Source organism: Streptomyces sp. NBC_01474 (assembly GCF_035918215.1).
GTDB lineage: Bacteria > Actinomycetota > Actinomycetes > Streptomycetales > Streptomycetaceae > Streptomyces > Streptomyces aureus.
Window position 1 is genome coordinate 3,090,395 of record NZ_CP109449.1, and the last position, 26,966, is coordinate 3,117,360.

Genomic DNA, 26,966 nt, shown 5'->3' on the forward strand with positions numbered 1-26,966 from the left:
TCAGCTCGCCGGGTAGCGGTCGATGGGGGGCGGGGTGGGCGCGGGCACGCCGGATTGGCCGAGCGTCGCCTCGAAGGCCCTCTTCCAGTCGCCGTTCTTCTCGCGGGCCTCCAAAGCGTCGTTGAGCGCCATCCGCAGCGCGTTGTCGCTGCGCCGCACACCGATGCCGTACGGCTCCTCGGAGAACGGCTTGCCCACGACCCTGAGTTGGTCGGGCACCTTCGCCGCGAAGCCGATCAGGATCGCGTCGTCGGTGGTGACGGCGTCGACCTGGTAGGTGAGCAGGTTGTCGACGCAGACCGAGTACGTGTCGTACGCGACGAGCGTCGCCTTCGGGTAGTCGGTCTTGATGCGCTGGTAGGGGGTCGAACCGCTCGCCGAGCAGACGCGTTTGCCGGCCAGGTCCTGCGGGCCGTGGATGTCGTTCTCGTCCTTGCGTACCAACAGGTCCTGACCCGCCAGGAAGTACGGGCCCGCGAAGCCGACGAGCTTCTTGCGCATGGCGTTGATGGTGTAGGTGCCGACGTAGTAGTCGATCTGACCGTTCTGCAGGGCGGTTTCGCGGTTGGCCGAGGCGATCGTCTTGAAGTGGATGGTCTTCGGGGGGAAGCCGAGCGAGGCGGACATCATCTTGGCGATCTCGATGTCGAAGCCTGAGAAGAGGCCGGTCGCCGGGTCCCTCTCCCCCAGGTACGGCTGGTCCTCCTTGGCGCCGACGATGAAGTAGCCGCGTTTCTTGGCGCGCTCCCAGGTGGGCGAGGAGGGCAGTCGGAAGTCTTTCGCCACTTGGTAGGTGGGCAGCTTGTCGGGGGCCGGGCCCTTGGTCGGCGGGCTGCCCTCCTTGCCGCAGGCGGCGGCCGTGGAGACGGCGAGCAGTGCCGTGAGCGCCGCCAGGGCACGGCACACACGTGTCGGACGGATCATGCGGTGCGCTCCCCGCTCAGTGCTTGAGGATCTTGGAGAGGAAGTCCTTGGCCCGCTCGCTGCGAGGGTTGGTGAAGAAGTCCTCGGGGGTGCGGTCCTCGACGATGCGGCCGTCGGCCATGAAGACGACGCGGTTGGCGGCGGAGCGGGCGAAGCCCATCTCGTGGGTGACCACGACCATGGTCATGCCCTCGCGGGCGAGCTGCTGCATCACCTCGAGGACCTCGTTGATCATCTCCGGGTCGAGGGCCGAGGTCGGCTCGTCGAAGAGGAGGGCCTTGGGGTCCATCGCGAGGGCGCGGGCGATGGCCACGCGCTGTTGCTGGCCGCCGGAGAGCTGGGCGGGGAACTTGGCCGCCTGCGAGGCGAGCCCCACCCGGTCCAGGAGTTCACGGGAGCGCTTGTCGGCCTCGTCCCTCTTGCGGCCCCTCACCTTCATCTGGGCGAGGGAGACGTTCTGCAGGACCGTCTTGTGCGCGAAGAGATTGAAGGACTGGAAGACCATCCCCACCTCGGCCCTCAGATGGGCGAGGGCCTTGCCCTCCGCCGGAAGCGGCTGTCCGTCGAGACTGATGTTCCCCGACTGGATCGTCTCGAGCCTGTTGATCGTCCGGCAGAGCGTCGACTTTCCCGACCCCGAGGGGCCGATGACCACCACCACCTCCCCCTTGCCGACGGTGAGGTTGATGTCCTGGAGGACATGCAGCTCCCCGTAGTACTTGTTGACGTCACGCAGCTCGATCAACGGATCGACGGCCATGGCAGACCTGCCCACTCTCAGCTGTGTCGGTCCGCGCAAACTATCCACGTCAATTTTGGACTTGACCGACGACACGCACGCAGGGGCATTAACCGTATTTGCGGGCCTACGTCTCCGATGTCTCGGCGTAGAACTGCGACAGCTCGGGAGCCCCGCTCGTCGCCCACTCGTGGCCCGCGGCGACGACGTCGACCTCGCGGCCGGAGCGGAGCCGCACCACCGGCTGCCCGTTGGGCCAGATCACCCACATCGCGCCCGGCACCTGGCGGACGAGGACCGTACCGAGGTACAGGCCCGCGTCGTTGCCGAGCCACGGCAGCGCTTCCTCGTCCTCGCGCCAGCGCGGCACCAGTTGGTCGAGTGCCTCCAACGACGCGACGGTGTCGTCCAGTTCGACCCCCGCCTCGTGCGCCTGCGAGCGCAGCAGTTCGCACTCGGAGAGAAGCTCCGCGACGCCCTCGGCCCCGCCGTCACCCTCGGTGAAAACGGCCACGCCGAAAGCGGAGCCGTGCTTCTTGCGCCAGTTGTCCAAGAAAGGGATGTTCATACCACTCACCCTGACATCCCCGCAGGCCGTCGCACCACAGGGCGCGCGGAGCCCCGTTACGGAGAGTTCGGGCCACGTTCGCACGCGGCGCATTGACGCGAACCTGTCTCGTCTTTAACTTCATGGCGCACCTGTCACGTCTCACCCGCAAGTGGAGGGAGTCGGTCGTGCGCCGACGTGTCTGGGGAACGGCAGCTGTACTGGCGCTCTTTACGGGCTTCGCCCCGACCGCCGTCGCGCAGGCCGCCCCGCACAGACCCGAGCCGCTCCCCCTGGAGCGGCTCTTCGACAACAGGGCGGTCAGCGCCGACGACCGGGCCGGGGAGGCCGACTTCGACGGGTCGGGCAGCTCGCTGTCCGCCGGGGATCTGACGGCGGCCGGCTGGACTCCCGGGCGTGCCTTGGGTGTTGAGGGCGCCCGCCTCACCTGGCCGCGCACGGCGGCGACGGGGCCGGACAACGTGCGCGCCGACGGCCAGCGCGTCCGCGTGCGCGGCCGGGGCGACGCGCTCTCCTTCCTGGTGGCCGGAACCGGCGGCGACGCGGCCGGTTCCGGCACCGTGCGTTACCGGGACGGCTCGCGCTCCACGTACCGTCTCACCGCGCCCGACTGGCGCACGGGGCCGCTCGCGACCAAGTCCGTGGCGCTGCCCCACCGCAACACGCCCGGCGGCCAACTCGCCGAGAAGACACGCCTGTTCGTCGTCACCGTGCCCGTGGCCAAGGGACGCGAGATCGCCTCGGTGGATCTGCCCCGGGACCCCGGCGCCCCCGATCTGCATGTCTTCGCCCTGTCGGTGCGCTCGCCCGCGCCGGGGTGGACCGGCACCTGGTCGGCGTCCACCGCCGGATACACGGCCGTCGGACCCTGGGCGGACCGCACGGTGCGGCTGGTCGTGCACACCAGCGTGGGCGGGCCGCGTGTGCGGATCCGGCTCGACAACACGTTCGCGTCGACGCCGGTGCGGGTCGGGAGCGCGACGGTGGCCGTGCAGGACGCGGGCGCCGGGGCCAAGGCCGCCCCGGTGCCGCTGACGTTCCGCGGCGCGGCGGGTACGGAGATCCCCGCGGGGGCGCAGGCGTTCAGCGACGCGGTGGGCTTCGATGTGCCGGCGGGCGCGAATCTGCTGGTCAGCTTTCACCTCCCGGAGGCGGTCGCCACGGCACCGGTGCACAGCCAGGCGATCCAGCGCTCGTTCGTGAGTCTGCCGGGCGATCACGCGGCGGAGGCCTCAGCGGCCTCGTACACGTCGACGATCACGTACTGGCCGCTGCTCACCGGTGTCGACGTGGGCGGCGGGCCCGGGTCGGTCGTCCTGCTCGGCGACTCCATCACGGACGGCGTGAAGTCGAAGCCGGACGCGAACCACCGCTGGCCCGACGTCCTCGCCACCCGGCTGCGCGAGCAGGACGCGGTGCCGCACTACGGGGTCCTGAACCAGGGGATCTCGGCGAACCGGGTGACGGGCGACCGCTATGCGGGGGACGGCGCCTCCACGGACACGGGCGGCGTGAGCGCACTGCACCGCCTCGACCGGGACGTGCTGTCCCAGACGTCGGCCCGCACGGTCGTCGTCTTCCAGGGCGTCAACGACGTACGGGCCGGCTTCTCCGGGGCCCAGGTCGTCGCCGGGCTGAGGGAGATCGCCGCCCGCGCCCACGCGCGGGGCCTGCGCGTGGTCGGGGCGACGGTCACTCCGTGCGAGGGCGAGGCCCTGTGCACGGCCACGGCGGACCGGGAGCGGGAGGTCGTCAACGCGTATGTGCGGGACAGCGGGGGCGACTTCGACGCGGTGGTCGACTTCGACGCCGTGGTGCGGGATCCGGCGCATCCCGCGCGGATCCGGCCCGAGTACGACAGCGGGGACCATCTGCACCCCGGGGACGCGGGGCTCGATGCGATGGCCCGGGCGGTGGATCTGGAGGCGCTGAAGCCGTAGGGCCCCGGCCCCCTCGGATCACGGGGGCATTCGGGTCTTCGCCTCCAGTCCCCCGGATCGCGAAGCGGCCTGGCCCTACACGTCCAGGTCCACGACCACCGGCGCGTGGTCCGAGGCGCCCTTGCCCTTGCGCTCCTCCCGGTCCACGTACGAGTCCTTCACCGCCTTGGCGAACGGCTCGTTCCCGTAGACGAGGTCGATGCGCATGCCGCGATTCTTGGGGAACCCGAGCTGGCGGTAGTCCCAGTACGTGAAGGGGTGGTCGTACTTCAGGGGGCGCGGGACCACGTCGGACAGGCCCGTCTCACGGAGCGCGGCGAGCGCGGCGCGCTCCGCGGGGGTGACGTGCGTGGCGCCGTCGAAGAGGGAGATGTCCCAGACGTCGTCGTCCGTCGGCGCGACGTTGTAGTCGCCCATCACGGCGAACGGGCGGGAGCCTCCCGCGTCGCCCGCGACGGCCGCCTTGAGCGCCTCGAACCACTGGAGCTTGTACGCGTAGTGCGGGTGGTCCACCTCGCGGCCGTTCGGCACGTACACCGACCACACGCGCGCGGGGCCGCACGTGGCGGAGATCGCGCGGGGCTCGTGGACGCCTTCGTAACCGGGGTCGCCGGGCAGGCCGGTGACGACGTCCTCCAGGCCGACGCGGGAGATCAGCGCCACGCCGTTCCACCGCCCCGTCGCGTTCACCGCGGACTCGTAGCCCAGCTCGCGCAGCTCGTCCGCGGGGAACTGCTCGGCCGTGCACTTGGTCTCCTGGACGCACAGCACGTCCGTCCCGGTGCTCTCCAGCCAGGCGAGAAGCCTCGGCAGCCGGGCGGTGATCGAGTTCACATTCCAGGTAGCAATCCGCATGCCCACAACTTACCGGGCGGGTAGGACAACGCCCGCCGGACCCGGGGGCACCCGCAGACAGGAGTGCGATAGGCAGGCTACCTTGCAAGTTTCCCTGCTTGAAAGTTAGCCTGTCGAAGCATCTCCCCCGGATCCGCAAGGAGCACCCCCATGCCCGCCACCACCCTCGACGAGCGCACCGCCCTCGTCCTCATCGACCTCCAGAACGGCATCCTCGGCCTCCCCACCGTCCACCCCGCCGACGCCGTCCTGAAGAACGGGGCCACGCTGGCGGAGGCTTTCCGCGCCAAGGGCCTGCCCGTCGTGCGGGTCCGCGTCGCCTGGTCCCCCGACGGCGGCGACCTGCCGGTGAGCCGGTCGGCCACCCCGGGGCTCACGCAGGCGCCGCCCGCCGCGTTCTCCGAGTTCCCGGACGAGCTCGGCCCGCTCGGCGACGACATCGTGATCACCAAGCGCCACTGGGGCGCCTTCACCGGGACGGAGCTGGACCTCCAGCTGCGCCGCCGCGGAGTGACGCAGATCGTGCTCGCGGGGATCTCGTCCTCGATCGGCGTCGAGTCCACCGCCCGGTCCGCGTTCGAGCTGAGCTACCACCTCACGGTGGTCGAGGACGCGACGACGGACACGGACGCCGCCTCCCACGAGCACAGCTTCGGCAAGATCTTCCCGCGGATCGCGGAACTCGCCACGACCGACGAGGTCGTCGAACTCCTCGGCCGGTAACGGGAGTTCGCAAGTTTCGGGAAACGCTCAGAGCGTCGCGTACTCCTCCGGCGTCAGCCGCAGGTTGTCCGTGCCGCCGAGCGCCCCGATCTGCCCTTCGTAGATGGGCCACGCCAGGTCGGTCAGCAGCGCGTCATGGATGTCGTACGCGCGCTGCGGACCGACCTCGCGGAGGTAGTCGATGACCTCGGCGATCTTGTTCCAGGGGGCCATCACGGGCACGAGGAGCGTCTCGACGGGCTGGTCGGGGACGGTGAACGCGTCGCCGGGGTGGAAGACGCGGCCGTGGTCGATCAGATAGCCGACGTTCGTGATGCGCGGGATGTCCGGGTGGATGACGGCGTGCAGTTCGCCGTGGACCTGGATGTCGAAACCGGCCGCCTCGAACGTGTCACCGTGCCCGACCGTGTGCACCCGCCCCGGGAACGCCGACGAGATCTTGTCGGCCACGGACTTCAGGGTCCAGATCTCGGTGGCCGGGTCGGCGTCGAGGGCCGCCCGCAGCCGTGCCTCGTTGAAGTGGTCCGCGTGCTCGTGCGTGACGAGGATCGCCTCGGCGCCGACAGCCGCGTCCTCCTCACAGAAGCCGCCCGGGTCGATGACGAGCGTCCGCCCGTCCTTCTCCAGGCGGACGCAGGCATGGATCTTCTTCGTGAGCTTCATACGAACCATCCTGCTCTCCCCGCCCGCGTCCGGCCCGTCCCGGCGCCCGTCCTCTGCTCCTGCGGCTGCTACTCCTGCGGCGTGGTCTCCTCCCGGATCACGGCCTGGGCCACCTTGAACGCCGAGTTCGCCGCGGGCACGCCGCAGTACACGGCGGCCTGGAGCAGCACTTCCTTGATCTCGTCAGCGGTGAGGCCGTTGCGCAGGGCGGCCCGGGTGTGGAAGGCCAGCTCGTCGAGGTGGCCGCCGGCCACGAGCGCGGTGAGCGTCACGGAGCTGCGCATGCGGCGGTCGAGGCCGGGCCTGCTCCAGATCTCCCCCCACGCGTAGCGGGTGATGAACTCCTGGAAGTCGCCGGAGAAGGCGTCCGCAGAGGCCAGGGCCCGGTCGACGTGCGCGTCGCCGAGCACCTCACGACGCACCTTGAGACCCATGTCGTGCCGGTCGGGCCGGACAGCCGCCTCGGGCTGGGCCTCCATGGGGCCGATCTCCGCGACGGGTGCGACCGGCGGGGGCGGCGGCGCGAGGACGGGCTTGACGGGGGCCGCGGGGATCGCATGCTGCCCGGTCTCGTACGCGGGCTGCCAGGCGGTGGAGAAGTGCCGTACGAGGAGGTCGGTGACGGCTGCGGGCTGCTCGACCGGGGCGAGGTGCGAGGCGGCGGGCACCACGGCGAGCCGGGCGTCCGGTATGCCGGCGACGAGCGTGCGCGCCTGGGCGGGGCCGGTCACCTGGTCGTCGGAGCCGACGAGGACGAGCGTGGGGGCCCCGATGGAGCCGAGTTCGGCCCGTACGTCGAAGGACGCGAGCGCCTCGCAGGCGGCGATGTAGCAGCCCGGGTCGGTGGTGCGCACCATCTGCACGGCCCAGTCGGTGATGGCGGGCTGGGCGGCCGCGAAGCCACTGGTGAACCAGTGCTCGGGGGACGTGCGGGCGATGGGGTCGAGGCCGTTGCTGCGGACGATCACGCCGCGCTGGCGGAACTCGTCGGCGGTGCCGAAGCGGGGCGAGGCCGCGATCAGCGCGAGGGAGGCCACGCGCTGGGGGTGGCGCAGCGCCAGCTCCGCGCCGATGGCGCCGCCCAGGGAGCAGCCCGCGTAGCCGAAGCGCTGCACGCCGAGTTCGTCGAGCGTGGCCAGGAGCCGCGTGGCGAGGTCGGCCACGGAACCGGCCGGATGGGCGGGGGCGCCGCCGTGCCCGGGAAGGTCGAAACGGAACACCCGCCACTGCCGGGCGAGCTCGGGTACCTGCCGGTCCCACATGTGCCAGGTGGTGCCGAGCGAGGGCCCGAGGATGAGTACCGGGGCGTCGTCCGGGCCGTCGAGGCGGTACTGGAGGGCAGGTGTCTTCATCTCACTCACTTGCTCCACGCTATCCAGTCGCTCTGTGAGGGTTCGGGGCGGGGCCCGTGAGTGCGCACGGAGTGTATGCGTGGGGCTGGTGGTGTATGGGGTTCGAAAAGGAGGTGTGAAGGCCGCCGGCCGCGAGGAGCGGTGAGCGGCGCCGGGTGCGCGCCGGCGCTACGGCGTCGTCGTCGACACCACGTACACGAAGGGCTTCGCCGGGTTCGCGCGGTTCACCACGATGTCCAGGGTCGGCTCGGGGTTCTTCTGCTTGTGGGTGAGGCCCCAGTACGGACCGGGGCCGTTGAAGACCCAGCCCACGACCTTCTGGTTGCGCGCGCTGATGGTGAGCTCGTCCTTCTTCAGCTTGGACGAGCTGGTCCCGATGGTCTTCAGGAATTTGTCGAGGCCCGCGTCCGTCGTGCGGAAGCGGACGTAGAGGCGGCTCGTCCTGAGGTTGTTCGTCTCGTAGTACGCGACGCCCTTGGCGGAGGAGACCGGGACCGGCACCTGGTACAGCCGGCGCTGGACCTTGGAGGGCCAGCCGATGGTGAGGCCCGTGGCGGAGTACTTGGCCTCCTTGTCCTTGCCGCTGCTACGGCTCTGGTCCGCGGAGATCACCAGATAGCCTGCGGGCACGCCGATGAGCAGCACGATCGTGAGCAGCGTGAGCGCGCGGCGGCGGATGACCCTCCGGCGGTTGTCAGGGGGGTGCTGCCCTTCGTCGGGGGACGAGGGCTGGCGTGGCACGGTCATTACTTGGGTCCCTGATTCTCGCCGGCGGCGCTCGCCGGGCTTTGCGGGCCGAGGCCGAAGCCCTTGCCCTGGTGGTAACGCTCGTAGCGCTCGTACCGTTCCACGCGACGGCGCTTGGCGCGGCGGAAGCGGCGGGCGACGAGCCGGGCGAGGTCCGCGGCGCCGACCATACCGGCCTCGGGTCCGAGCTGGGCACGGGCGATGCGGGCCTCGGGGCGGTAGCCGCGGCCCGTGAGGTGGCGCTTGAAGGCGTCGCGGGCCGGGCCGATCAGCAGGTCGTCGGCCGCGGAGACGCCGCCGCCGATGACGAAGCAGGACGGGTCGAGGGCGGCCGCGAGGTTCGCGATGCCGACACCGAGCCACTGGCCGATGTCCTGGAGCAGCTCGATGCACATGGCGTCGCCCTCGCGGGCGAGCTCGGTGATGAGGGGGCCCGTGATGTCGGGGACGTTGCCCTTGACGCGCTCGATGAGCCCGTACGCGACCGGGGAGTCCGCGGCGGCGAGCTCGCGGGCCTCGCGCACGAGCGCGTTGCCGGAGCTGTACTGCTCCCAGCAGCCGCGGTTGCCGCACGGGCAGCGGTGGCCGCCGGGGACGACCTGCATATGGCCGAATTCACCGGCGACGCCGAACTTGCCGCGCTTGACCTGGCCGTCCTCCAGGATCGCGCCGCCGATGCCGGTGCCCAGCGTGATCATGACGAGGTGGTCCTCGCCACGGCCCGCGCCGAACCGCCACTCGGCCCAGGCGGCCGTGTTCGCGTCGTTGTCGACGAGTACCGGCACGGAGAGCCGGCTGGAGATCCGGTCCCGGAGGGGCTCGTTGCGCCACGACAGGTGGGGCGCGAACAGGATGCGGTTGCGGTCCGCGTCGACCCAGCCCGCCGCGCCGATGCCGACAGCGTGCACGTCGTGCCGGTCGGAGAGATCGAGCACCAGCTCCGTGATCGTGTCCTCGACGACCTTGGGGCTCTTGGACTTGTCCGGCGTCTCGGCGCGCAGGGTCTCCAGGATGTTGCCGTCGGCGTCGACGACGCCCGCCATCACCTTCGTACCGCCGATGTCGATACCGACGGTCGGGACGCGGGGCGCCGTCAGGTGGGAACGGCGCTCGCGCGTGCCGACGGTCCGCAGGACAGTGGCTCGTGCGGAGCCGCGGTGTGCGAGGTCGCGGTAGGTGCTCATCGCGCCGATTGTGCCATTCGCCGACCGCTGTGGCTCATCGCGAGCTTCCGGGGCCGGGGCTCGGTGACGCTGCCGCGGGTCCCGTCCCGTCTGCGGGTCCGTTGCCGCGGGGCGTGCCCGCGACGGAGCCGCAAAATGTCACAGCCCCGCGCCCCTTCGGGGCGCCCCCAGGACCCCCCGAAGCACGGCTACGAAGCCCTTCCCTCCAGCTCATGGCGCAGGTCGTCCAGTTCGCTGCCGCCTGCCATCTGGCGGGTCAGCTCGTCGAGGGTGATCTCGTCGCGTGCGTAGCTGCCGAACATCGCGCCTCTCTTCAGGAGGACGAAGCGGTTCCCGACGAGGTAGGCGTGGTGCGGGTTGTGCGTGATCAAGACCACGCCGAGGCCCGCGTCGCGCGCCGCGGCGACGTACTTGAGGACGACGCCGGACTGCTTGACGCCGAGGGCGGCGGTCGGCTCGTCGAGTACGAGGACCTTGGCGCCGAAGTGGACGGCGCGGGCGATCGCCACGCACTGCCGCTCACCGCCGGAGAGCGTGCCGATGGGCTGGTCGACGTCGCGCAGGTCGATGCCCATGCGGAGCAGTTCCGCGTGGGTCGTCCGGCGCATGAGGTCGACGTCCAGGCGCTTGAAGGGGCCGGAGCCCTTCGTCAGCTCGGAGCCGAGGAAGAAGTTCCGCCAGACCGGCATCAGCGGGACGACGGCGAGGTCCTGGTAGACCGTGGCGATACCGCGGTCGAGGGACTCGCGCGGGCTGGCGAGCCGCGTCTGTTCGCCCTCGATGCTGAAGGACCCGGAGTCGTGCTTGTGGAGACCCGCGATGATCTTGATGAGGGTCGACTTGCCCGCGCCGTTGTCGCCGAGGACGCAGGAGATCTCGCCCGCGTGCACGACGAGGGAGACGTCCTCCAGGGCCCGGATGTTGCCGTAGTACTTACTGACGCCGTCGAGCTCCACAAGCGCCGTACGTTCCGCGGTCTCGGTCATTTCGTCGCCTCCGCGCGCTTGCGGACCCACGCGTTGAGCAGGGTCGCGAGGAGCAGCATCGCCCCGAGGAAGAACTTGAACCAGTCCGGGTTCCACTCGGCGAACACGATGCCCTTGCTCGTCATGCCGAAGATCAGGGCGCCGATGGCCGCGCCGACCGCGGACCCGTAGCCGCCGGTGATCAGGCAGCCGCCGATGACGGCCGCGATGATGTAGATCAGCTCGTTGCCGACGCCCTCGCCGGACTGCACTACGTCGAACGAGAACAGCAGGTGCTGCCCCGAGATCCAGGCGCCGAAGGCGACGCCCATGTACAGGCCGATCTTGGTCTTGTTGACCGGGACACCGACGGCGCGGGCAGCGTCCTCGCCGCCGCCGACCGCGTAGATCCAGTTGCCGACGCGGGTGCGCAGCAGGATCCAGGTGGCGACGACGATCAGGGCGAGCCACCACAGGATGGTGATCTTGAAGTCGACGCCGCCGATGGTGAGCGTGGAGGCGAAGACGTCCTTCGCGGAGGAGAAGCCCTCCATGTCGGAGATCGACTTGGTGGAGACGGTGCCGCTGATCAGCTTGGTGAAGCCGAGGTTCATGCCGGTCAGCATCAGGAACGTGCCGAGCGTGATGATGAAGCTCGGTGGGTCGGTGCGGGTCAGCATGACGCCGTTGAAGACGCCGACGGCGAGCGTGAGCAGGAGCGAGACGCCCACGCCGACCCAGACGTTCGCCGTCATCTGGTAGCTGAACATCGACGAGATCAGCGCGGACGTGGTGACCATGACGCCGGCGGAGAGGTCGAACTCGCCGCCGATCATCAGCAGGGCCACGGGTACGGCCATGATGCCGATCGTCGACGACGCGTACAGGACCGTGGCGAGGCTGGAGGCCCGCAGGAAGCTGTCCGCGAAGATCGCGAAGAAGAGGAATACGGCGACGGCGCCGACGACCGAGCCGAGTTCGGGCCGGCCCATGAGCTTGCGCAGCGGTGACGTCTTCAGGAGCCGCTCGTCGGTCAGCGGCGGGGTCTCTGGTGCGGCGGCGCTCATCGGGTCCCCCGCTTCGTGTACTCCTCGAGCTTGGCCGCCTGGTCCTTGGTGATGATCTGCGGTCCGGTGAGCACCGGCTTCCCGCCGCCGAGGACGTCCGCGTTGTAGCGGTAGAGCCAGAGCAGGTCCACGGCCTCGTAGCCCTGGAGGTAGGGCTGCTGGTCGACGGCGAAGCCGAGCGTGCCGTCCTTCAGGCCGGCGGCGACCTTCTCGTTGAGGTCGAAGGTGTCGATCTCGGCCTTGCTGCCCGCGTCCTGCTTGGCCTTCACGGCGGTGGCGGCGAAGGGCGCGCCGAGCGTGACGACGGAGTCGATGGACTTGTCGGCCTGGAGCTTGGCGCCGATGGAGGACTGGACGTCGGGCATGTTGGTGCCCTCGACGTACAGGTTCTGCATCTGGCCCTTGAAGGTCTCCTTGGCACCGGCGCAGCGCTGCTCGTGGCCGACGTTGCCCTGCTCGTGCAGGACGCACAGCGCCTTCTTGCGGCCGCGCTTGTTCAGCTCCTCGCCGACGGCACGGCCCGCGATCGTCTCGTCCTGGCCGATGTGGGTGAGCGCGCCGAACCTCTTGGACTCCTCGGAGCCGGAGTTCACGGTGATCACGGGGATGCCGGCCTTCTCGGCGCGGGCGACGGCGGCCTTCATGGCGTCGGGCTTGGCGAGCGTGACGATCAGGCCGTCGACCTTCTTGTCCACGGCCGCGTCGACGAGCTGGGCCTGCTGCTGCGCCTCGTCGCTGTGCGAGTACAGGAAGTTGATGTTGTCCTTGACGGCGGCCTGCTTGGCGCCGCTCTGGACGATGTCCCAGAAGGTGTCGCCGTCACCCGAATGGGTCACCATCGCGACGGTCCAGCGCGGGGTGTTCACCGCGGCCTTGCCCTGGGCCGAGGCCGCCTTCCTGGCGTCCTCCGCCCGCTTGCCGCCGGTGCTGCTGCACCCGGCGAGGGTGAGACCGACTGCTCCTGCGAGGGCGATGCTCACCCAGCTCCGAAACCGTGCCACGAGGCCGTGCCCTTCTTCTTCTGGTACCTGGTTCTGCGGGGCCGGCGGACCTGCCCCGGGGGCTCGACGACCGGCCCCAAACGTCCAAGTATCAGGCACTGGGATCACGCATCCGTTCACCGGGTACCGCGCGCGGTGTACTTCTCGAGCTTCGGCACGTCCTTCTCCGTGACGATCGCCGGGCCTGTCAGGACGGGCTTTCCGCCGCCGATGACGTCGGCGTTGGTCTTGTAGAGCCACAGTTCGTCGACGGCGAGATAGCCCTGGAGGTAGGGCTGCTGGTCGACGGCGAAGCCGACGTCCTTTGCCTTGAGGCTCTTGACCACGGCCGTGTTCAGGTCGAAGGTGTCGATCTCCGCCCCGCTGCCCGCGTCCTGCTTCGCCTTCACGGCGACGGCCGCGATGGGGGCGCCGAGCGCGACGACCGCGTCGATGTCCTTGGCCGCCTGGAGCTTGGCCTCGATGGACGACTGGGACGAGGGGGCGTCGGTGCCCTCGACGTTGAGGTTCTCGACGGTGCCCTCGAAGGTCTTCTTGACGCCGGCGCAGCGCTGCTCCAGGGAGACGTTGCCCTGTTCGTGGATGACGCAGAGCGCCTTCTTCCGGCCGCGCTTGTTGAGTTCGCTGCCGACGGCCTCGCCGGCCACGGACTCGTCCTGCCCGATGTGGCTGAGCGCGCCGAAGGCTTGCGAGAACTCGCCGCCCGAGTTGATCGTGACGACCGGGATCCCGGCGTCCTTCGCCTTGGCGAGTACGGCCTTCATGGCCTCGGGCTTGGCGAGGGTGACGATGATCCCGTCGACCTTCTTGTCGATCGCGGACTGGACCAGCTCGGCCTGCCCCTTGGCCTCTTTGTCGTTCGAGTAGAGGAACTGGACGTTGTCCTTGGCCGCGGCCTGCTTGGCGCCGCTCTGGACGATGTCCCAGAAGGTGTCGCCCTCGCCGGAGTGGGTGACCATCGCGATCTTCAGCCGGGGTGTGCCGGCGGACTTGCCGCCGGTGGAGCCGTCGGCCTTGTCCTCGGAGGTCTTGCCTCCGGAGCTGCTGCATCCGGCCGCGAGTGCGACGACCGCTATGAGGGTTGCTGCCGTGCGGGCTGTGCGCATGGTGTGCCACCTCTCTCCTCGCCGCCCGTGTGCGGCTGGAGGAGTTCTAGCGGTGGGTACCCGGCACCGTCAATGACTTTGTCATAACATTCTTACGGCCGGTCTTCCACGGCACGTCCACGGCGCTTCTACGGCACGGCTACGGAGCTTCTACGGCCGTACGAGGAGCTGGAACTCGAAGGAGTAGCGGGACGCCCGGTACGTGTGCGACCCGAACTCGACGGGTCTGCCGGTGTCGTCGAACGTGGTCCGCTGCATCGTCAGGAGCGGGGCGCCCGCGGGCTCGGCGAGCCGCTCACCCTCCTCGGCCGTGGCGGCGCGGGCGCCGACGGACTGACGGGCGCTATGCAGGGTTATTCCGGCGGCGCGCATCAGCCGGTAGAGCCCCGTCGCCTCCAGCCGCTCCGTGTCGAGCGGGAGCAGCCCGGTGGGCAGGTGGTTGCAGAGGTACGCGACCGGGTCGCCGTGGGTCAGCCGCAGCCGCTCGACCCGGTGCACCTCCTCGCCCTCCCCCACCCCGAGCGCGGCCGCGACCTCGGCGGACGCCGGCACGAGCGTGTTGGCCAGGACGCGCGTCTCGGGCTTCTGGCCCGCCGCCTCCAGGTCGTCGTAGAGGCTGCTCAGCTCCAGGGGGCGCTTGACCTGGCTGTGGACGACCTGGGTTCCGACGCCGCGCCGGCGGACGAGGAGGCCCTTGTCGACGAGGGACTGAATGGCCTGACGCACCGTGGGCCGGGACAGACCGAGCCGGCCCGCGAGCTCGATCTCGTTGCCGAGCAGGCTGCCGGGGGTCAGGGAGCCGCGCTCGATCGCCGCCTCCAGCTGCTGGGAGAGCTGGAAATAGAGCGGGACCGGACTGCTGCGGTCCACGCTGAGCTGGAGCGACACGGTCGGGTCGACTACTGGTTTGGCCACGGGCCGAGCGTAGTCGCAAGGAATGTTGACGGGAAGTCGTGAAGTTCGGTTGTCCGGACAAACCGTTGACAGCGGGTTCCCAGGGCGGCACCTTGACTGCATGCGCATCGGACTTATCGGGACGGGCCGTATCGGCACCTTTCACGCAGCAGTTCTGGAGCGATACCGCGAGGTCGGCTCGCTCGTAGTCACGGACGCGGACCCGGAGCGCGCCGTCGCGCTCGCCGACCGGATCGGCGCGACGGCGGCGCCCACGGTGGACGAGATCTTCTCGTGGGGCGTGGACGCGGTGGTCATCACGGCGGCGACGTCCGCGCACGGCGAGCTGATCGGGCGGGCGGCGCGGGCCGGGCTCCCGGTGTTCTGCGAGAAGCCCATCGCCCTCGACCTGCCGGGCACACTGACCGCGCTCGCCGAGGTCGAGCGGGCCGGGACGGTGCTCCAGCTGGGCTTCCAGCGCCGCTTCGACGCGGGGTACACGGCGGCGCGCGAGGCGGTGCGCTCGGGCCGCCTCGGCCGGCTGCACACCGTACGGGCCATGACGAGCGACCCGGCGCCGCCGCCGGCCGCGTATCTGCCGCTGTCCGGCGGCCTCTACCGGGACTGCCTGGTCCATGACTTCGACATCCTGCGCTGGGTGACCGGCCGCGAGGTGACGGAGGTGTACGCGACCGGGTCCGACGCCGGACCCGCGATGTTCCGCGAGGCCGGGGACGTCGACACGGCGGCCGCCGTCCTCACCCTGGACGACGGCGTGCTGGTCACGGCGACGGCGACGCGCTGCAACGGCGCGGGCTACGACGTGCGCATGGAACTCTCCGGCGAGCTGGACACCGTCGTCGTCGGCCTCGACGACCGCACGCCCGTCGCCTCCACCGAGCCCAAGGGCCCGCCCGCCGCGTCCAAGCCCTGGCCCGGCTTCCTGGAACGCTTCGCCCCCGCGTACGAGGCGGAGCTCGTCGCGTTCGTCGACGTGGTGCGCGGCGAACGCGAGAACCCGTGCGACGGCCACGAGGCCCTGCACGCGCTGCGGATCGCGGAGGCCTGCGAACTGTCCCGCCGGGAACGGCGGTTGGTCCGGATGGAGGAGATCCCCGGGGGCTGATCCCCAGGGCCCCTCGGCCAGCCCGGCTCAGGCCTCCCAGCGCGCCATCGCGATCAGCCGGTCGAGCAGGTCGGCGGGGGCGCGTACGGCGGGCCGGCCGTGCCGCGCGCGGGGGCGTCGGTCACCATCGGACCGGCAGGCTTCGCACGCCGCGAATCAGCATGCCGGGCAGCCAGTCGTCCGCCGGGCCGTCGAGTGCGAGCGCGGGGGCGCGGTCCAGGAGTGAGCGCAGGGCGATCTGGCCTTCGAGACGGGCCAGAGGTGCGCCGAGGCAGTGGTGGAGGCCGTGCCCGAAGGCGATGTGGCCCCGGGCGTCGCGCCGGATGTCGAAGCGGTCCGGCTCCGGGAAGCGCTCCGGGTCGTGGCCGGCGGCGGCAAGGCCGACGAGGACGGCGGAGCCGCCGGGGATGACCGTGCCGGCGACCTCGGTGTCCTCGACCGTGAAGCGGTACGTCGCGTTCTCCACGGGACCCTCGTACCGCAGCATCTCCTCGACGGCGCCGCCGAGGAGAGTCATGTCGGCACGCAGCGCGGCGAGTTGGTCCGGATGGGCCAGCAGGGCCCGTACGCCGCTCGCGATCAGGTTCACCGTCGTCTCGTGGCCCGCGATGAGAAGGATGAAGGCCATGGCGCACAGCTCGTCGGGCGAGAGCCGGTCGCCGTCCTCCGCGGTCGTGCGGATCAGGGCGCTGAGCAGGTCGTCGGCGGGGGCCGACGCCCGCTTGTCCTCGATCAGGTCGCGCAGGTACGCGGCGAGTTCCACGAACGTCGCGTACTCGCCGTCGCGGTCGCTCGGCGCGACCACCTCGTTCGACATGCGCCGGAAGTCGGCGCGGTCGATGTCCGGGACACCGAGGAGCTCGCAGATGACCGTGAGCGGCAGCGGGAAGGCGAACGACTCGACGAGGTCGGCGCGGCCGTGCGGGAGCATCGCGTCGAGCAGGTCGTCGGTGATGCGCTGGATGCGCGGGCGCAGCGACTCGACGCGGCGTGCCGTGAAGGCGCGGGTGACGAGGGAGCGCAGGCGCGTGTGGTGCGGCGGGTCGGTGATCAGCAGATGGGTGCCGATCAGCTCCTCGTCGAGGCCGGAGAAGCCCAGCTTGGCGGGGGACTTGACCAGGCGTGGGTCGGTGAGCGCGGCGCGCGCCTCCTCGTGCCCGACGATCAGCCACGCCTCGCCGTCGTCGGCGGGCTTGGGCAGCAGGACCCGGTGCACCGGGCCGCGGGCACGCAGTTCCTCGTAGACGGGATACGGGTCGGCCGTGAAGTCCGCGTAGTCGCCCAGATCGATCGCTTCCCCCATGGCGCCGCCCCCTCGCTATGACCCTGACCCTCGGCTTCTGCTGAATCTAACTCGCGCCGCTGACGATCGGTTCCCGTGAGGTGATCGCCGCGCCGCCCTCGTCGAGGAAGCGCGCGAGCGGCAGGGTCGCCGCGCCCACCGTCACGGCGTCGGGTCCGAGGCGCCCGAGTTCGATCGTGGTCTGCGCGTACGGGTGGCGCAGGGCGTACGCGGCGGCCGCCCGCCGGACCGGCTCCAGGAGGCGGGGACCGAGGAGGAGCCCGGCCCAGCCGCCGACGACGATGCGCTCCGGGTTGAAGAGATTGACGAGGTCGGCGATGCCCGCGCCGAGGAACTCGGCCGTCTCGTCGAGAAGTTCACCGGCACCGGGGGCGGCGAGGAGTTCGGCGAGCGCCCCCTCCTCGTCGGTCGAGGTCCAGTGGCCGCCGCTCTCGCGCCATCGTTCGAGCAGCGCCTCGGCGCCCACGTAAGCCTCCAGACAGCCGCGCGCCCCGCACCGGCAACGGCGCCCGCCGACCTGGAGCGTGGTGTGGCCCCACTCCCCCGCGCTGCCGGACGAGCCCTGGTAGGGGACGCCGTCGGCGATGACGCAGGCGCCGACTCCGGAGCCGATGAGGGTGACGACGGCGGTGCGGGCGCCGCGGCCCGCGCCGAACCACATCTCGGCGAGACCCAGTGTCTTGGCGCCGTTGTCGACGAACAGGGCCAGCTCCGGCGGGAGTTCACCGCGGTCACGGAGCATCGCTTCGAAGGGGACGGCGTCCCAGCCGATGGCCTGGCCGTGCACGACGGCTCCGACCGCGCCGCCCGCATCGGAGGCGTCGACGATGCCGGGCACGCCGATGCCGACGCCGATGAGGGCGTCCGGGGCGACCTTCGCCTCGTCGAGCACCTGCGCGAGGCCGGCCGCGACGATCCGTACGACGTCCTGCGCGTCATGGTATCCGTCGGGCAACGGGGCGTCCACGCGCGCGAGTTCGTTCAGGGTGAGGTCGAACAGCTCCACGCGTACGCGTGTCTCGCCGATGTCGACGCCGGCGAGGTGGCCGCAGTGCGGGGCGACGCGCAGGAGCGTGCGCGGCCTGCCGCCGTCGGAGTCGACCGACCCGGCCTCCTCCAGGAGGCCGTCGGCGACGAGTTCGGAGACGACGTTGCTGATCGACCCCGAGCTGAGTGCGGTGAGGGGTCCCAACTCCTGCCGGCTGAGCGGCCCGTCGAAGTAGAGCTTGCGCAGTACCGTGGCGCGGTTGTTGCGTCTGAGGTCACGCACCGTGCGCCGGCGTGGTCCGGCCATCGTCATCCTCCCCCGTGCGGCGGACCCTGGGCGCTGTTCGCCCACACCCGGATCCAGCGGTGAATTTACCCGTGCCGCACGGGTCAGTCGTCCAGGAGTCCCGCGTCGTGTGTGAGGAGGGCGATCTGGACGCGGTTGTTCAGGCCGAGCTTCGCGAGGATGCGGGAGACGTGAGCCTTGACCTTGACGGTGGCGACGCTCATTTGAAGTGCTCTCCCGGCTGGAGCCGAAGGTCGCGGCGGCCGGTACTTCGGTAGCCGCGTCCCTCCGGAAGTCGCGTCTTGTGGCGGGACGCGCCTCGCCCCGCGGCCGATGTGCGTGGGAGGTCCGCGGGGCGAGGTTGTCACCTATGAAGAAGGTTCTGGAGTTCATCGGCGCGATCGCACTCATTCAGGGCGCGGTCGGCCTGCTGCACGAGTTCACCGGGTGGCTGAGCTGGGGCGTCATCCAGCACCTCGGCTTCCTCGACGGCTACGAGGTGTACGGGAGCATCGCGCTGATCGTGCTCGCGTTCGCCCTGTTCGCCGCGTCGGAGAGCGTCAGGAGCTGACGGCGCCGGTCACCGCGGGCGGTTCAGCAGCCGTGGTCGACGAGGTCGAACGTCGCGTAGTGGTCGCCGGTGTAGTAGTCCTCCTGGGACTGCTCACCGGTGACGATGCGGCGGGCGCCGCGGGTCGGGGAGCCGGGGGTGATGACCGTGTACTCGTGGTAGTAGCCGGTGGACTGCGAGGGCAGGACGCCTTCCCGGTTCTGGAAGACGGTGCCGTCCTGGTCGTACGGGTAGGGGCCACCCTGCTCGATGAGGTCGAGGGTGTCATGGGCCTGGGAGGGCAGCGCCGAGTAGCAGATGTCGCCGACGGCGGTCACGGAGTACGTGACGGGGGCCGGGGCCGCGGTGGCCGAGCCGGCGAGGACGGGGCCGCCGATGAGCAGGGCGGCGGCGAGGGCAGTGACACTGGCGATTCGTGGGGGGATTCGCATGGCCCCTAGTGTGACGCGCGTAGAGCATGACGTGTCAACGTCAAGTCAGGGGAGTTTTCCGGAAGTTAACCAATCGGAGGCGCAGCTTCAGGCGCGCCCAGGGCGCGTCCGGGGCCCGCTCGGCACGCGTCTCAGGCGGTGGCTCAAGCGATGACTCAGGCGGTGGCCCGGCGCCCCCATGCCGTCCCTGCCAGCACGAACACTGCCCCCAACAGGCCCAGCAGTCCCAGGCGTTCGCCGCCGATGACGATGCCGGCCGCCGCGGCCCACAGCGGCTCCGTGCCGAGGAGCAGGCTCACCCGGGACGGCGACGTCCTGTGGACCGCCCACATCTGCACGAAGAAGGCGAAGAGCGTACAGAAGACGGACAGGAAGACGAGTCCCGCCCACTCGCGCGCGCCGAAGTCCGCGGCCGCCTCCCACGGCGCGGCGCCGGTCCCCGGCACCCCGCACAGGAGCGCGAACACGACGACGGACGAGCCCAGTTGGACCGTCGTCAGGGGTAGCGCGTCCGCACCCCGCACGGACTTCATCCGGGCCATGGCGAGGACGTGGACGGTGCGGGCGAGGGCCGCGAGCAGCATCAGGAGGTCGCCGGCCGACGGGGCCGTGAAGCCGCCGCTCTGGGTGAGCAGGACGACGCCCGCCACGGAGACGGCCGCCGCGGCGAGGAACGTCCGGGACGGCCTGGTCCGGGTCACGGCGGCCTCGGCGAGGGGCGTGAAGATCATGGTGAGGCTGATGATGAGGCCCGCGTTCGTCGCGGAGGTGTGGACGACGCCGTAGGTCTCCAGAAGGAAGATCCCGCTGAGGATCAGCCCGAGGAGTCCCGCCCCGCGCCACTGTGCGGCGCTCAGCCCGCGCAGCGCGCCCCATCCGGCAAGGGCGAGCGCCGGCAGGACGGCGCCGAAGCGGAGCACGAGCACCGCGAGGACGGTGGTCTGTGTGGTGATGCCCTTGGCCGCGAGATAGCTGGCTCCCCAGACGACGGCCACGAGGAGAACGGGCAGGTCGGTGAGCCAGGCGCGGCGGGGCGCGGTGGCGGTGAGCGTGGTCAAGGTGCGGTCTCCGGCGGCGTACGGCGGGCGTGGAGACGTCGGCGGCTCGCACAGGGGCGGCTCACCGTACCCGCGGCTAGATCGTCGGGGCCAGCGCTTTCCGCCCACCGGGCCGGCCCGGGTCTCTCGCCTGATCCGTACGAGAGGCCCCGGCCCCACCCGCGCCCGGAATGCATCGGTCTGCCCGCGTGGCCAGGGACGGCGGCATAGGTGTCCGTTTGCCGCCAGCACCAGGGACCACCCGTCCATTTACTTGAAGTCATAACAACCGATGGCTTCAGGAGGACCCATGAACGGCAGGGCAGCACTCGTCACCGGTGGCAGCCGTGGGATCGGCGCGGCGACCGCGCTGCGGCTCGCCCGTGAGGGCGCGGATGTGGCGCTCACCTACGTGAACGGCAAGGAGGCTGCCGAGGAGGTCGTGCGCCGCATCGAGGCACTGGGGCGGCGCGGCCTCGCGCTGCGCGCCGACTCGGCGGACGCACACGAGGCGGCCGACGCCGTGGAACAGGCGGCAGAGGCGTTCGGCAGGCTCGACGTGCTGGTGAACAACGTGGGCCTGGGGGTGCTCGGACCGCTGGAGGGCTTCTCCCTCGCCGAGATCGACCACGCCCTCGCGGTGAACGTGCGCGGTGTCCTGCTGGCCTCGCAGGCCGCCGCGGCACGGCTGTCCGACGGCGGCAGGATCGTCACCGTCGGCACCTGCATGACCAAGCGCGTACCGGGTCCCGGCGGGACGGTGTACGCGACGACCAAGGCGGCCCTGATCGGCCTGACGAAGGCGCTGGCGCGCGAGTTGGGCGGCCGCGGCATCACGGCGAACATCGTCCATCCGGGCCCGATCGACACGGACATGAACCCGGCGGACGGCCCTTACGCCTCGGGCCAGACCGCTTCCGTCGCGCTGGAGAGGTTCGGCACGGCCGACGAGGTGGCGTCGATGGTCGCCTATCTCGCGGGCCCCGAGGCCACGTACATCACGGGCGCGGAATTCGCCGTGGACGGCGGGCACGCGGCGTGACGTGATGCGCGCGGGGGCGTACCGGTGCTGTCGGGCCGGTACGCCCCCGCGCGGGTCTGCGGGAGGGAGGGGTCAGCCGCCGAGCTCCTGGTGGCGGGCCGTCAGGCGGGCCGTGCCCTCGTCGGTCAGCGAGCCGAACAGGCGCAGGCGGGAGATGCCGCCGTCCGGGTAGATGTCCACGCGCGCGTGGGTACCGACCGCGGGGGTGTCCAGCACGAAGCGGTGGTTGGTGTCGGGCTGGAGGCGCGTACGGGGCAGGACCTCGGCCCACTCGCCATCATCGCCGTCGCGCACCGAGACCGAGGCCCAGCCCGCCGAGTTGCCCTTGAGGTACGCGGTGTCGATCTCCAGGGCGCGGATCTGCGACTGGGCGACCAGGCGGTAGCTGATCCAGTCGTTGCCCTGGTCGCGGCGTCGGCGGGTCTCCCAGCCGTCGTCCATCTTGCGGGAGCGGCCCGGCTGGATGGTGTTACTCGCGGGCGAGTAGAAGAGGTTGGAGGCGTCCTCGGCGCTGCCGCCGTTCTCCAGGGCGACGACGTCGAAGGTACCGAGCGTGGCGAGCCACCTGGGGTCGGGCACGACCTCGCCGTGGACGCGCAGGCGGGCGATGCCGCCGTCGGGGTGCTGGTTGACGCGCAGGTGCGTGAAGCGCTGCTCCACGTCGACGGCGAAGCCGTTGGCCGCGTGGCCGCCGACCGCCGTGCGCGGTACGAGCGTCGTCCACTTGACGTCGCCCGACAGGAGCTCCTCCGGGGTGGGCGCGCCCTCGACGGACGCGGCCTCGACGGAGACGGCCTGCGGGTAGTTGCCGCGGAAGTGGGCGGTGTCGACGATGATGCCGCGGATCACGCCGGGGGCGCCGAGCCGGACGAGCGCCCAGTCGTGGTCCTCGGCGGTCGGCCACGGGTGGTCCGCGCCGGTGCCGCGGCGACGGCGGGTCTCCCAGCCGTCCATGATCTTGCCCTTGTGGCCGAAGTGCTCGGGGTCGAACTCGGCGCGCCCGGGCACGAGGAGGTTCTCGCGCTGGGCGAAGAACTCGTCGTTGGCGGCGATGACACCGGCGCCGAGCTGCCGCGCGGCGAGGTCGGCGTACTGGGTGAACGGGAAGTCGGCGGTGCGGTAGTCGGCGTAGGGGTCTCCGCCGCCGTAGGGGTTCGCGTCGCCGGTGAAACTGGGAATCGCCGTCACAGTGATCAGTTGTTCCTTTCGAGGAGCTTGCCGGCGGGAGCGGTGAACTCGCCCTCGGCGACGATGCGTTCACCGCGCAGCCAGGTCGACTTCACGACGCCGTGCAGCGTCTTGCCCGCGTAGGCGGTGACGCGGTTGCGGTGCTGCAGTTCGGCCGGGTCGACGGTGAACGTCTCCTCGGGGGCGAGGACCGCGAAGTCGGCGTCGCGGCCGGCGGCGATGGCGCCCTTGCGGTCGTCGAGGCCGACCAGCTCCGAGGTGCGCGAGGACATCCAGCGCACCACGTCGTCGAGTGAGTGGCCGCGCCCCCTGGCCTCGGTCCAGATGGCGGAGAGGCTCAGCTGGAGGCCGGAGATGCCGCCCCACGCGGTGGCGAAGTCGTCGGTCTTCAGGTCGGCGGTCGACGGCGAGTGGTCGGTGACGACGCAGTCGATGGTGCCGTCGGCGAGCGCCTGCCACAGCAGGTCCTGGTTGGCGGCCTCGCGGATGGGCGGGCAGCACTTGAACTCGCTCGCGCCGTCCGGGACTTCCTCGGCGGTGAGGGTGAGGTAGTGCGGGCACGTCTCGACGGTGAGCTTGACGCCCTCGGCCTTGGCCTCGGCGATCAGCGGCAGCGCGTCGGAGGAGGACAGGTGCAGGATGTGGACGCGGGCGCCGATCCGCTTGGCGGTGTCGATGAGCCCCTTGATCGCGACGTCCTCGGAGATCCGCGGCCGGGTCGCGAGGTAGTCGTCGTACTTGGGACCGCTGTTGTGCGGGGCGACGTCCAGCTCGTGCGGGTCCTCTGCGTGCACGATGAGCAGGCCGCCGAACCCGGCGATCTCGGCCATGGAGGCGGTGAGCTGGTCACCGTTCAGGTGCGGGAACTCGTCCACACCGGAAGGCGAGAGGAAGCACTTGAAGCCGAAGACGCCGGCGTCGTGCAGCGGACGAAGGTCCTTGACGTTGTCGGGCAGCGCGCCGCCCCAGAAGCCGACGTCGATGTGCGCCTTGGCGGCGGCGACGTCCTGCTTGGTGCGGAGGTTGGCCGCGGTCGTCGTCGGAGGCAGCGAGTTGAGCGGCATGTCGACGATCGTGGTGATGCCGCCGGCCGCCGCGGCGCGGGTGGCCGTCCAGAAGCCCTCCCACTCCGTGCGCCCCGGGTCGTTCACGTGGACATGGGTGTCCACGAGGCCGGGCATGAGGACATCGTCACCGAAGTCCTCGAGCCGGGCGCCGGCCGGTACGTCCGCGTCGTGCGGAAGGACGGCGGCGATCTTTCCCCCGGCGACGGCGACCGACGCGGGCCGCGTGCCTTCGGGGGTGATGACGCGGGTCGAGCGCAGCACCAGTTCGACGTCGGACACCCGAGCCCCTCTCAGTAAATTCAACGTTCTGTTGAAGGAGTTTTCACTCCGGTCCAGGGTCCGTCAAGACCCGTCTCGTGCGGGGCGACGCCGTCCTGGACGTTTCCACAAAGTGGAATTAGAATTCCGTAAGCCAGAACGTAGCTATCTACGACGACACCGTCAAGGGAGCACGGGTATGGCCCGGCGACACCCGGACAAAGACCCCCTGACCGGCCGGAACAACCCGGGCCGTGCCACACCCCTCGCGGTGACCGCCGGGTAGGCTGCAGCCTTGCCCTTCCGCCCCGAAAGGAACGCGCCCGTGCCGACGTCAAGCGCCAGCACCAAGTCCTCTGGCCCTTCCGCCCCGACCGGCGGAGTCCAGTCCCTCGAGCGCGCCTTCGACCTCCTGGAGCGGATGGCCGACGCCGGGGGCGAGGTGGGTCTCAGCGAGCTCTCCGCGAGCAGTGGCCTTCCCCTGCCGACGATCCACCGCCTGATGCGCACCCTGGTCGCCTGCGGATATGTGCGCCAGCAGACCAACAGGCGCTACTCGCTCGGCCCCCGCCTGATCCGCCTCGGCGAGTCCGCCTCCCGCCTGCTCGGCACCTGGGCCCGCCCCTATCTCGCCCGCCTCGTCGAGGTGACCGGCGAGACGGCGAACATGGCACTGCTCGACGGGGACGAGATCGTGTACGTCGCGCAGGTGCCGTCCAAGCACTCGATGCGGATGTTCACCGAGGTGGGCCGCCGCGTCCTGCCGCACTCGACGGGCGTGGGCAAGGCCCTGCTCGCCGACACCCCGGCGGACGAGGTGCGCGCCCTGCTCGCGCGGACCGGCATGCCGGCCGCCACGGAGAAGACGATCACGACGCCCGAAGGCTTCCTCGACGCGCTCGCCGAGGTGCGCACCGCCGGGTACGCGGTCGACGACAACGAGCAGGAGATCGGTGTGCGCTGCCTCGCCGTCTCCGTACCCAACTCCCCCACGGCCGCCGCGATCTCGATCTCGGGCCCGGCGGGACGCGTCACCGACGCGGCGACCGAGAAGATCGTTCCGGTGCTTCAGCAGGTCGCCGAGGAGCTGTCGGTGGCGCTGTCGAGCTCCGGGGTCGGTGTGTAGCGGGCACCGCCCGCGGTGTCACGGGACGGGTCGGCCGTCGTGAGCCGCCCGTCCACCATTTCGCACACCTCGTCCGCCACCGCGAGATGCGCCCGGTCGTGCGTGACCAGGACCGTCGCGGTGCCGCGCTGCCTCGTGAGGCGGGCGAGCAGATCCAGTACGGCCGCCCCGCGCTCGTGGTCGAGGGCGCTCGTCGGCTCGTCCACGAGCAGGACCGACGGCTCGTTCATCAGGGCGCGGGCGATGTTGACGCGCTGGCGCTGACCGCCGGACAGCTGGTGGGGGCGGCGGCGCGCCTGGTCCGTGAGCCCGACCGCGGCCAGCAACTCCCCTGCCCGCTCCCGTGCGTCGCGCGGTTTGCGGCCGTCCAGGTGGGCCATGACCTGGAGCTGTTCGAGGGCGGTCAGGGACGGCAGCAGGTTGGGCTGCTGGAAGACGATGCCGAGCGAGCGGCGGCGCAGCGCGGCGCGTTCGGCGGGGCCGATCGAGTCCGTCGGTGTGCCGCCCACCGTCACGGTGCCGCTGTCGGTCGTGACCAGCGTCGCAGCGACCGCGAGGAGGCTGGACTTGCCCGAGCCGGACGGGCCGACGACGGCGGTGACCGTGCCGGCCGGGACGTGCAGCGTGACCCTGTCGAGCGCCGTGATGCGGCCGTCGCCGTCCGGGTAGGTCAGGGTGATCTCGTCGAGGTCGAGGCTCATCGGGCGCTCCCGAGTGCGGTGAGGGGGTCGACGGCGGTGATGCGCCGGATGGACAGGGCGGCGCCGGCCGCGCCGAGGACGGTCATGACGGCGGCCGGGCCGAGCGTGGTGAGCGGCTCCATGACGAACGGCACGCTGCCGGGCACGAACACGGCGATGAGCGCCGCGAGCGCCGTACCGAGGGCCGTACCGCCGACGAGCATGACCACGGCCTGCCCGAGCGCGTCCCTGAGCAGATAGGGCGTCGAGGAGCCGAGGGCCTTGAGGACCGCGATGTCGCCGCTGCGCTGGATCGTCCACACGGTGAAGAACGCGCCGATGACCATCGCCGAGATGACGAAGAGGAAGCCCCGCATCAGCTGGAGCGACCCGTTCTCGGCCTGGTAGGACCCTATGGCCTCCAGCGCCCCGTCCACGGTCCGCGTCTCGGTGCCCGCGGCACGGTCCGCGGCGCCCAGGTCGACGCCGTGCCCGGTGCGCAGGGCGATCACGGTGGCCTGCTCCCCGGAGCGCTGCCCGCCCGGCGCCACGCTCTGCCAGTCGCCGAGGTCGACCCAGACGACAGGCGTGTGGCTGTACGAGGCGTCGCCCGCGACCGCGCTCACCGTGAGGGACGTGCCGGACAGGGCGATACGGTCACCGGGCCGCGCGCCCAGATCGTCCGCCGCCTGCTGGGACAGGACGGCCGTGCCGGGTGCCGTCGTGTCGGGCGCGAGCCCCGAGCGGGGCCGCACGCCGAACGCGGACACGGCCGCCGTGTGACGGCCCGCTTCGGCGTTGACGGTGCTGATACCGAGCGGCTGCGCGCTGTCGATCCCCGGGCGCGCGGCGAGCGCGCGCCACTGCTCGGCCCCGACCGTCGACCCGGTGAACGACACCGCCTGGCCGTCCGGGGGCCGGGCGAAGGCCAGATGGTCGGCGGACAGCGCGGTCAGCGCCGAAGTGTTGTCCCGGGCCAGGCCCGCGGTCAGGCCGGACAGCAGGCCGACGAGCAGCGTGATCAGTACGACCACGCTTCCCATCAGCGCGAACCGGCCCTTGGCGAACCGTAGATCTCTCCATGCGACGAACATGGTCCCCAGCCTGCGGCCGGGCCCCCGTCCCGGGCATCGCGC

Annotated in this window: 27 protein-coding genes and 1 pseudogene; 6 read left to right on the plus strand and 22 right to left on the minus strand. The window is 71.1% G+C overall.

Annotated elements, in window-relative coordinates; genetic code table 11:
• From OG758_RS14440 to OG758_RS14450, 3 genes are all read right to left on the minus strand, one after another.
• Entirely contained in the window at nucleotides 1–924 is a 924-nt protein-coding gene (locus OG758_RS14440) for a glutamate ABC transporter substrate-binding protein (protein WP_266558309.1), read from the minus strand.
• A 16-nt stretch (nucleotides 925–940) separates the two neighbouring features.
• Nucleotides 941–1,684 carry an amino acid ABC transporter ATP-binding protein gene (locus tag OG758_RS14445; RefSeq protein WP_326710376.1) on the minus strand — a complete coding sequence of 248 codons (744 nt, stop codon included), beginning with the start codon at nucleotides 1,682–1,684 and terminating at the stop codon, nucleotides 941–943.
• Between the two features lie 106 nt (nucleotides 1,685–1,790).
• The gene (locus tag OG758_RS14450) at nucleotides 1,791–2,231 is read right to left on the minus strand and encodes a DUF6278 family protein (protein ID WP_116508095.1); all 441 of its coding nucleotides are present in this window, start codon (nucleotides 2,229–2,231) and stop codon (nucleotides 1,791–1,793) included.
• Between the two features lie 122 nt (nucleotides 2,232–2,353).
• Between OG758_RS14450 and OG758_RS14455 the strand changes: the two genes are divergently transcribed.
• Nucleotides 2,354–4,171, plus strand: coding sequence for an SGNH/GDSL hydrolase family protein (locus tag OG758_RS14455; protein ID WP_326710377.1), 1,818 nt, complete (start codon nucleotides 2,354–2,356; stop codon nucleotides 4,169–4,171).
• Between the two features lie 75 nt (nucleotides 4,172–4,246).
• Here the strand turns inward: OG758_RS14455 and OG758_RS14460 are convergent, their stop codons facing one another.
• Nucleotides 4,247–5,026: an exodeoxyribonuclease III gene (locus OG758_RS14460; protein WP_326710378.1), complete on the minus strand. Its 780-nt coding sequence runs from the start codon at nucleotides 5,024–5,026 to the stop codon at nucleotides 4,247–4,249.
• Nucleotides 5,027–5,176: 150 nt separating this feature from the next.
• Between OG758_RS14460 and OG758_RS14465 the strand changes: the two genes are divergently transcribed.
• Entirely contained in the window at nucleotides 5,177–5,749 is a 573-nt protein-coding gene (locus tag OG758_RS14465; protein ID WP_326710379.1) for an isochorismatase family protein, read from the plus strand.
• Nucleotides 5,750–5,776: 27 nt separating this feature from the next.
• Here the strand turns inward: OG758_RS14465 and OG758_RS14470 are convergent, their stop codons facing one another.
• The 9 genes from OG758_RS14470 to OG758_RS14510 all read right to left on the minus strand — a co-directional run bounded on the left by OG758_RS14470 (nucleotide 5,777) and on the right by OG758_RS14510 (nucleotide 14,722).
• The gene (locus OG758_RS14470) at nucleotides 5,777–6,412 is read right to left on the minus strand and encodes an MBL fold metallo-hydrolase (protein ID WP_326710380.1); all 636 of its coding nucleotides are present in this window, start codon (nucleotides 6,410–6,412) and stop codon (nucleotides 5,777–5,779) included.
• 68 nt (nucleotides 6,413–6,480) lie between these two features.
• Nucleotides 6,481–7,764 carry a bifunctional 3-oxoadipate enol-lactonase/4-carboxymuconolactone decarboxylase PcaDC gene (pcaDC, locus tag OG758_RS14475; RefSeq protein ID WP_326715914.1) on the minus strand — a complete coding sequence of 428 codons (1,284 nt, stop codon included), beginning with the start codon at nucleotides 7,762–7,764 and terminating at the stop codon, nucleotides 6,481–6,483.
• 168 nt (nucleotides 7,765–7,932) lie between these two features.
• A complete protein-coding gene (locus tag OG758_RS14480; RefSeq protein WP_326710381.1) occupies nucleotides 7,933–8,511 on the minus strand; it encodes a sugar kinase in 579 nt (192 codons plus the stop codon).
• A complete protein-coding gene (locus tag OG758_RS14485; protein WP_326710382.1) occupies nucleotides 8,511–9,695 on the minus strand; it encodes an ROK family glucokinase in 1,185 nt (394 codons plus the stop codon). Before OG758_RS14485 ends, OG758_RS14480 begins: the two co-directional genes overlap by 1 nt.
• A gap of 188 nt (nucleotides 9,696–9,883) precedes the next feature.
• Nucleotides 9,884–10,681 (minus strand): ATP-binding cassette domain-containing protein, encoded by a 798-nt coding sequence (locus OG758_RS14490; protein ID WP_326710383.1) that lies wholly within the window; start codon nucleotides 10,679–10,681, stop codon nucleotides 9,884–9,886.
• Complete coding sequence (locus tag OG758_RS14495; RefSeq protein WP_326710384.1) at nucleotides 10,678–11,727, minus strand: ABC transporter permease; 1,050 nt, start codon at nucleotides 11,725–11,727, stop codon at nucleotides 10,678–10,680. The genes OG758_RS14490 and OG758_RS14495 overlap by 4 nt, the downstream gene beginning before the upstream one ends.
• The gene (locus OG758_RS14500; RefSeq protein WP_326710385.1) at nucleotides 11,724–12,728 is read right to left on the minus strand and encodes a sugar ABC transporter substrate-binding protein; all 1,005 of its coding nucleotides are present in this window, start codon (nucleotides 12,726–12,728) and stop codon (nucleotides 11,724–11,726) included. The genes OG758_RS14495 and OG758_RS14500 overlap by 4 nt, the downstream gene beginning before the upstream one ends.
• Nucleotides 12,729–12,844: 116 nt before the next feature.
• The gene (locus OG758_RS14505; RefSeq protein WP_326710386.1) at nucleotides 12,845–13,834 is read right to left on the minus strand and encodes a sugar ABC transporter substrate-binding protein; all 990 of its coding nucleotides are present in this window, start codon (nucleotides 13,832–13,834) and stop codon (nucleotides 12,845–12,847) included.
• A gap of 150 nt (nucleotides 13,835–13,984) precedes the next feature.
• On the minus strand, nucleotides 13,985–14,722 hold the full coding sequence (locus OG758_RS14510) for a GntR family transcriptional regulator (protein WP_326715915.1): 738 nt from the start codon (nucleotides 14,720–14,722) through the stop codon (nucleotides 13,985–13,987).
• Nucleotides 14,723–14,849: 127 nt separating this feature from the next.
• Between OG758_RS14510 and OG758_RS14515 the strand changes: the two genes are divergently transcribed.
• Nucleotides 14,850–15,854 (plus strand): Gfo/Idh/MocA family protein, encoded by a 1,005-nt coding sequence (locus OG758_RS14515; protein ID WP_326710387.1) that lies wholly within the window; start codon nucleotides 14,850–14,852, stop codon nucleotides 15,852–15,854.
• A gap of 121 nt (nucleotides 15,855–15,975) precedes the next feature.
• Here the strand turns inward: OG758_RS14515 and OG758_RS14520 are convergent, their stop codons facing one another.
• The 3 genes and pseudogenes from OG758_RS14520 to OG758_RS14530 all read right to left on the minus strand — a co-directional run.
• Nucleotides 15,976–17,157: a cytochrome P450 family protein gene (locus tag OG758_RS14520; protein WP_326710388.1), complete on the minus strand. Its 1,182-nt coding sequence runs from the start codon at nucleotides 17,155–17,157 to the stop codon at nucleotides 15,976–15,978.
• 46 nt (nucleotides 17,158–17,203) lie between these two features.
• On the minus strand, nucleotides 17,204–18,451 hold the full coding sequence (locus OG758_RS14525; protein WP_326710389.1) for an ROK family transcriptional regulator: 1,248 nt from the start codon (nucleotides 18,449–18,451) through the stop codon (nucleotides 17,204–17,206).
• 83 nt (nucleotides 18,452–18,534) lie between these two features.
• Nucleotides 18,535–18,660: pseudogene (locus OG758_RS14530) on the minus strand (LuxR C-terminal-related transcriptional regulator); the annotation flags it as partial.
• A 140-nt stretch (nucleotides 18,661–18,800) separates the two neighbouring features.
• Between OG758_RS14530 and OG758_RS14535 the strand changes: the two are divergent.
• Nucleotides 18,801–19,001, plus strand: a complete 201-nt coding sequence (locus tag OG758_RS14535) for a hypothetical protein (RefSeq protein ID WP_116508140.1) — start codon at nucleotides 18,801–18,803, stop codon at nucleotides 18,999–19,001.
• Nucleotides 19,002–19,024: 23 nt separating this feature from the next.
• Here OG758_RS14535 and OG758_RS14540 read toward each other — a convergent pair whose 3' ends face one another.
• Nucleotides 19,025–19,432, minus strand: a complete 408-nt coding sequence (locus tag OG758_RS14540) for a ribonuclease domain-containing protein (protein WP_100591458.1) — start codon at nucleotides 19,430–19,432, stop codon at nucleotides 19,025–19,027.
• Nucleotides 19,433–19,587: 155 nt separating this feature from the next.
• Nucleotides 19,588–20,490, minus strand: a complete 903-nt coding sequence (locus OG758_RS14545) for a DMT family transporter (RefSeq protein ID WP_326710390.1) — start codon at nucleotides 20,488–20,490, stop codon at nucleotides 19,588–19,590.
• Between the two features lie 289 nt (nucleotides 20,491–20,779).
• On the opposite strand from OG758_RS14545, the gene OG758_RS14550 reads away from it, so the two are divergent.
• On the plus strand, nucleotides 20,780–21,511 hold the full coding sequence (locus OG758_RS14550; RefSeq protein WP_326710391.1) for an SDR family oxidoreductase: 732 nt from the start codon (nucleotides 20,780–20,782) through the stop codon (nucleotides 21,509–21,511).
• A 72-nt stretch (nucleotides 21,512–21,583) separates the two neighbouring features.
• Here the strand turns inward: OG758_RS14550 and alc are convergent, their stop codons facing one another.
• Both alc and allB read right to left on the minus strand, forming a co-directional pair.
• Nucleotides 21,584–22,699 carry an allantoicase gene (gene alc / locus OG758_RS14555; RefSeq protein ID WP_326710392.1) on the minus strand — a complete coding sequence of 372 codons (1,116 nt, stop codon included), beginning with the start codon at nucleotides 22,697–22,699 and terminating at the stop codon, nucleotides 21,584–21,586.
• A gap of 5 nt (nucleotides 22,700–22,704) precedes the next feature.
• Entirely contained in the window at nucleotides 22,705–24,045 is a 1,341-nt protein-coding gene (gene allB / locus OG758_RS14560) for an allantoinase AllB (protein WP_326710393.1), read from the minus strand.
• A 304-nt stretch (nucleotides 24,046–24,349) separates the two neighbouring features.
• Between allB and OG758_RS14565 the strand changes: the two genes are divergently transcribed.
• Nucleotides 24,350–25,150 carry an IclR family transcriptional regulator gene (locus tag OG758_RS14565; RefSeq protein WP_227298117.1) on the plus strand — a complete coding sequence of 267 codons (801 nt, stop codon included), beginning with the start codon at nucleotides 24,350–24,352 and terminating at the stop codon, nucleotides 25,148–25,150.
• Here the strand turns inward: OG758_RS14565 and OG758_RS14570 are convergent.
• Both OG758_RS14570 and OG758_RS14575 read right to left on the minus strand, forming a co-directional pair.
• A complete protein-coding gene (locus OG758_RS14570; RefSeq protein WP_326710394.1) occupies nucleotides 25,093–25,851 on the minus strand; it encodes an ABC transporter ATP-binding protein in 759 nt (252 codons plus the stop codon). The genes OG758_RS14565 and OG758_RS14570 overlap by 58 nt on opposite strands.
• Entirely contained in the window at nucleotides 25,848–26,924 is a 1,077-nt protein-coding gene (locus tag OG758_RS14575; protein WP_326710395.1) for an ABC transporter permease, read from the minus strand. The genes OG758_RS14570 and OG758_RS14575 overlap by 4 nt, the downstream gene beginning before the upstream one ends.
• Nucleotides 26,925–26,966 lie beyond the last annotated feature (42 nt).

Coding starts and splice junctions, on each gene's coding strand:
- OG758_RS14440 (WP_266558309.1), bottom strand. CDS start 924: ATGATCCGTCCGACACGTGTGTGCCGTGCCCTGGCGGCGCTCACGGCA.
- OG758_RS14445 (WP_326710376.1), bottom strand. CDS start 1,684: ATGGCCGTCGATCCGTTGATCGAGCTGCGTGACGTCAACAAGTACTAC.
- OG758_RS14450 (WP_116508095.1), bottom strand. CDS start 2,231: ATGAACATCCCTTTCTTGGACAACTGGCGCAAGAAGCACGGCTCCGCT.
- OG758_RS14455 (WP_326710377.1), top strand. CDS start 2,354: ATGGCGCACCTGTCACGTCTCACCCGCAAGTGGAGGGAGTCGGTCGTG.
- OG758_RS14460 (WP_326710378.1), bottom strand. CDS start 5,026: ATGCGGATTGCTACCTGGAATGTGAACTCGATCACCGCCCGGCTGCCG.
- OG758_RS14465 (WP_326710379.1), top strand. CDS start 5,177: ATGCCCGCCACCACCCTCGACGAGCGCACCGCCCTCGTCCTCATCGAC.
- OG758_RS14470 (WP_326710380.1), bottom strand. CDS start 6,412: ATGAAGCTCACGAAGAAGATCCATGCCTGCGTCCGCCTGGAGAAGGAC.
- pcaDC (WP_326715914.1), bottom strand. CDS start 7,764: ATGAAGACACCTGCCCTCCAGTACCGCCTCGACGGCCCGGACGACGCC.
- OG758_RS14480 (WP_326710381.1), bottom strand. CDS start 8,511: ATGACCGTGCCACGCCAGCCCTCGTCCCCCGACGAAGGGCAGCACCCC.
- OG758_RS14485 (WP_326710382.1), bottom strand. CDS start 9,695: ATGAGCACCTACCGCGACCTCGCACACCGCGGCTCCGCACGAGCCACT.
- OG758_RS14490 (WP_326710383.1), bottom strand. CDS start 10,681: ATGACCGAGACCGCGGAACGTACGGCGCTTGTGGAGCTCGACGGCGTC.
- OG758_RS14495 (WP_326710384.1), bottom strand. CDS start 11,727: ATGAGCGCCGCCGCACCAGAGACCCCGCCGCTGACCGACGAGCGGCTC.
- OG758_RS14505 (WP_326710386.1), bottom strand. CDS start 13,834: ATGCGCACAGCCCGCACGGCAGCAACCCTCATAGCGGTCGTCGCACTC.
- OG758_RS14515 (WP_326710387.1), top strand. CDS start 14,850: ATGCGCATCGGACTTATCGGGACGGGCCGTATCGGCACCTTTCACGCA.
- OG758_RS14520 (WP_326710388.1), bottom strand. CDS start 17,157: ATGGGGGAAGCGATCGATCTGGGCGACTACGCGGACTTCACGGCCGAC.
- OG758_RS14525 (WP_326710389.1), bottom strand. CDS start 18,451: ATGGCCGGACCACGCCGGCGCACGGTGCGTGACCTCAGACGCAACAAC.
- OG758_RS14535 (WP_116508140.1), top strand. CDS start 18,801: ATGAAGAAGGTTCTGGAGTTCATCGGCGCGATCGCACTCATTCAGGGC.
- OG758_RS14540 (WP_100591458.1), bottom strand. CDS start 19,432: ATGCGAATCCCCCCACGAATCGCCAGTGTCACTGCCCTCGCCGCCGCC.
- OG758_RS14550 (WP_326710391.1), top strand. CDS start 20,780: ATGAACGGCAGGGCAGCACTCGTCACCGGTGGCAGCCGTGGGATCGGC.
- OG758_RS14570 (WP_326710394.1), bottom strand. CDS start 25,851: ATGAGCCTCGACCTCGACGAGATCACCCTGACCTACCCGGACGGCGAC.
- OG758_RS14575 (WP_326710395.1), bottom strand. CDS start 26,924: ATGTTCGTCGCATGGAGAGATCTACGGTTCGCCAAGGGCCGGTTCGCG.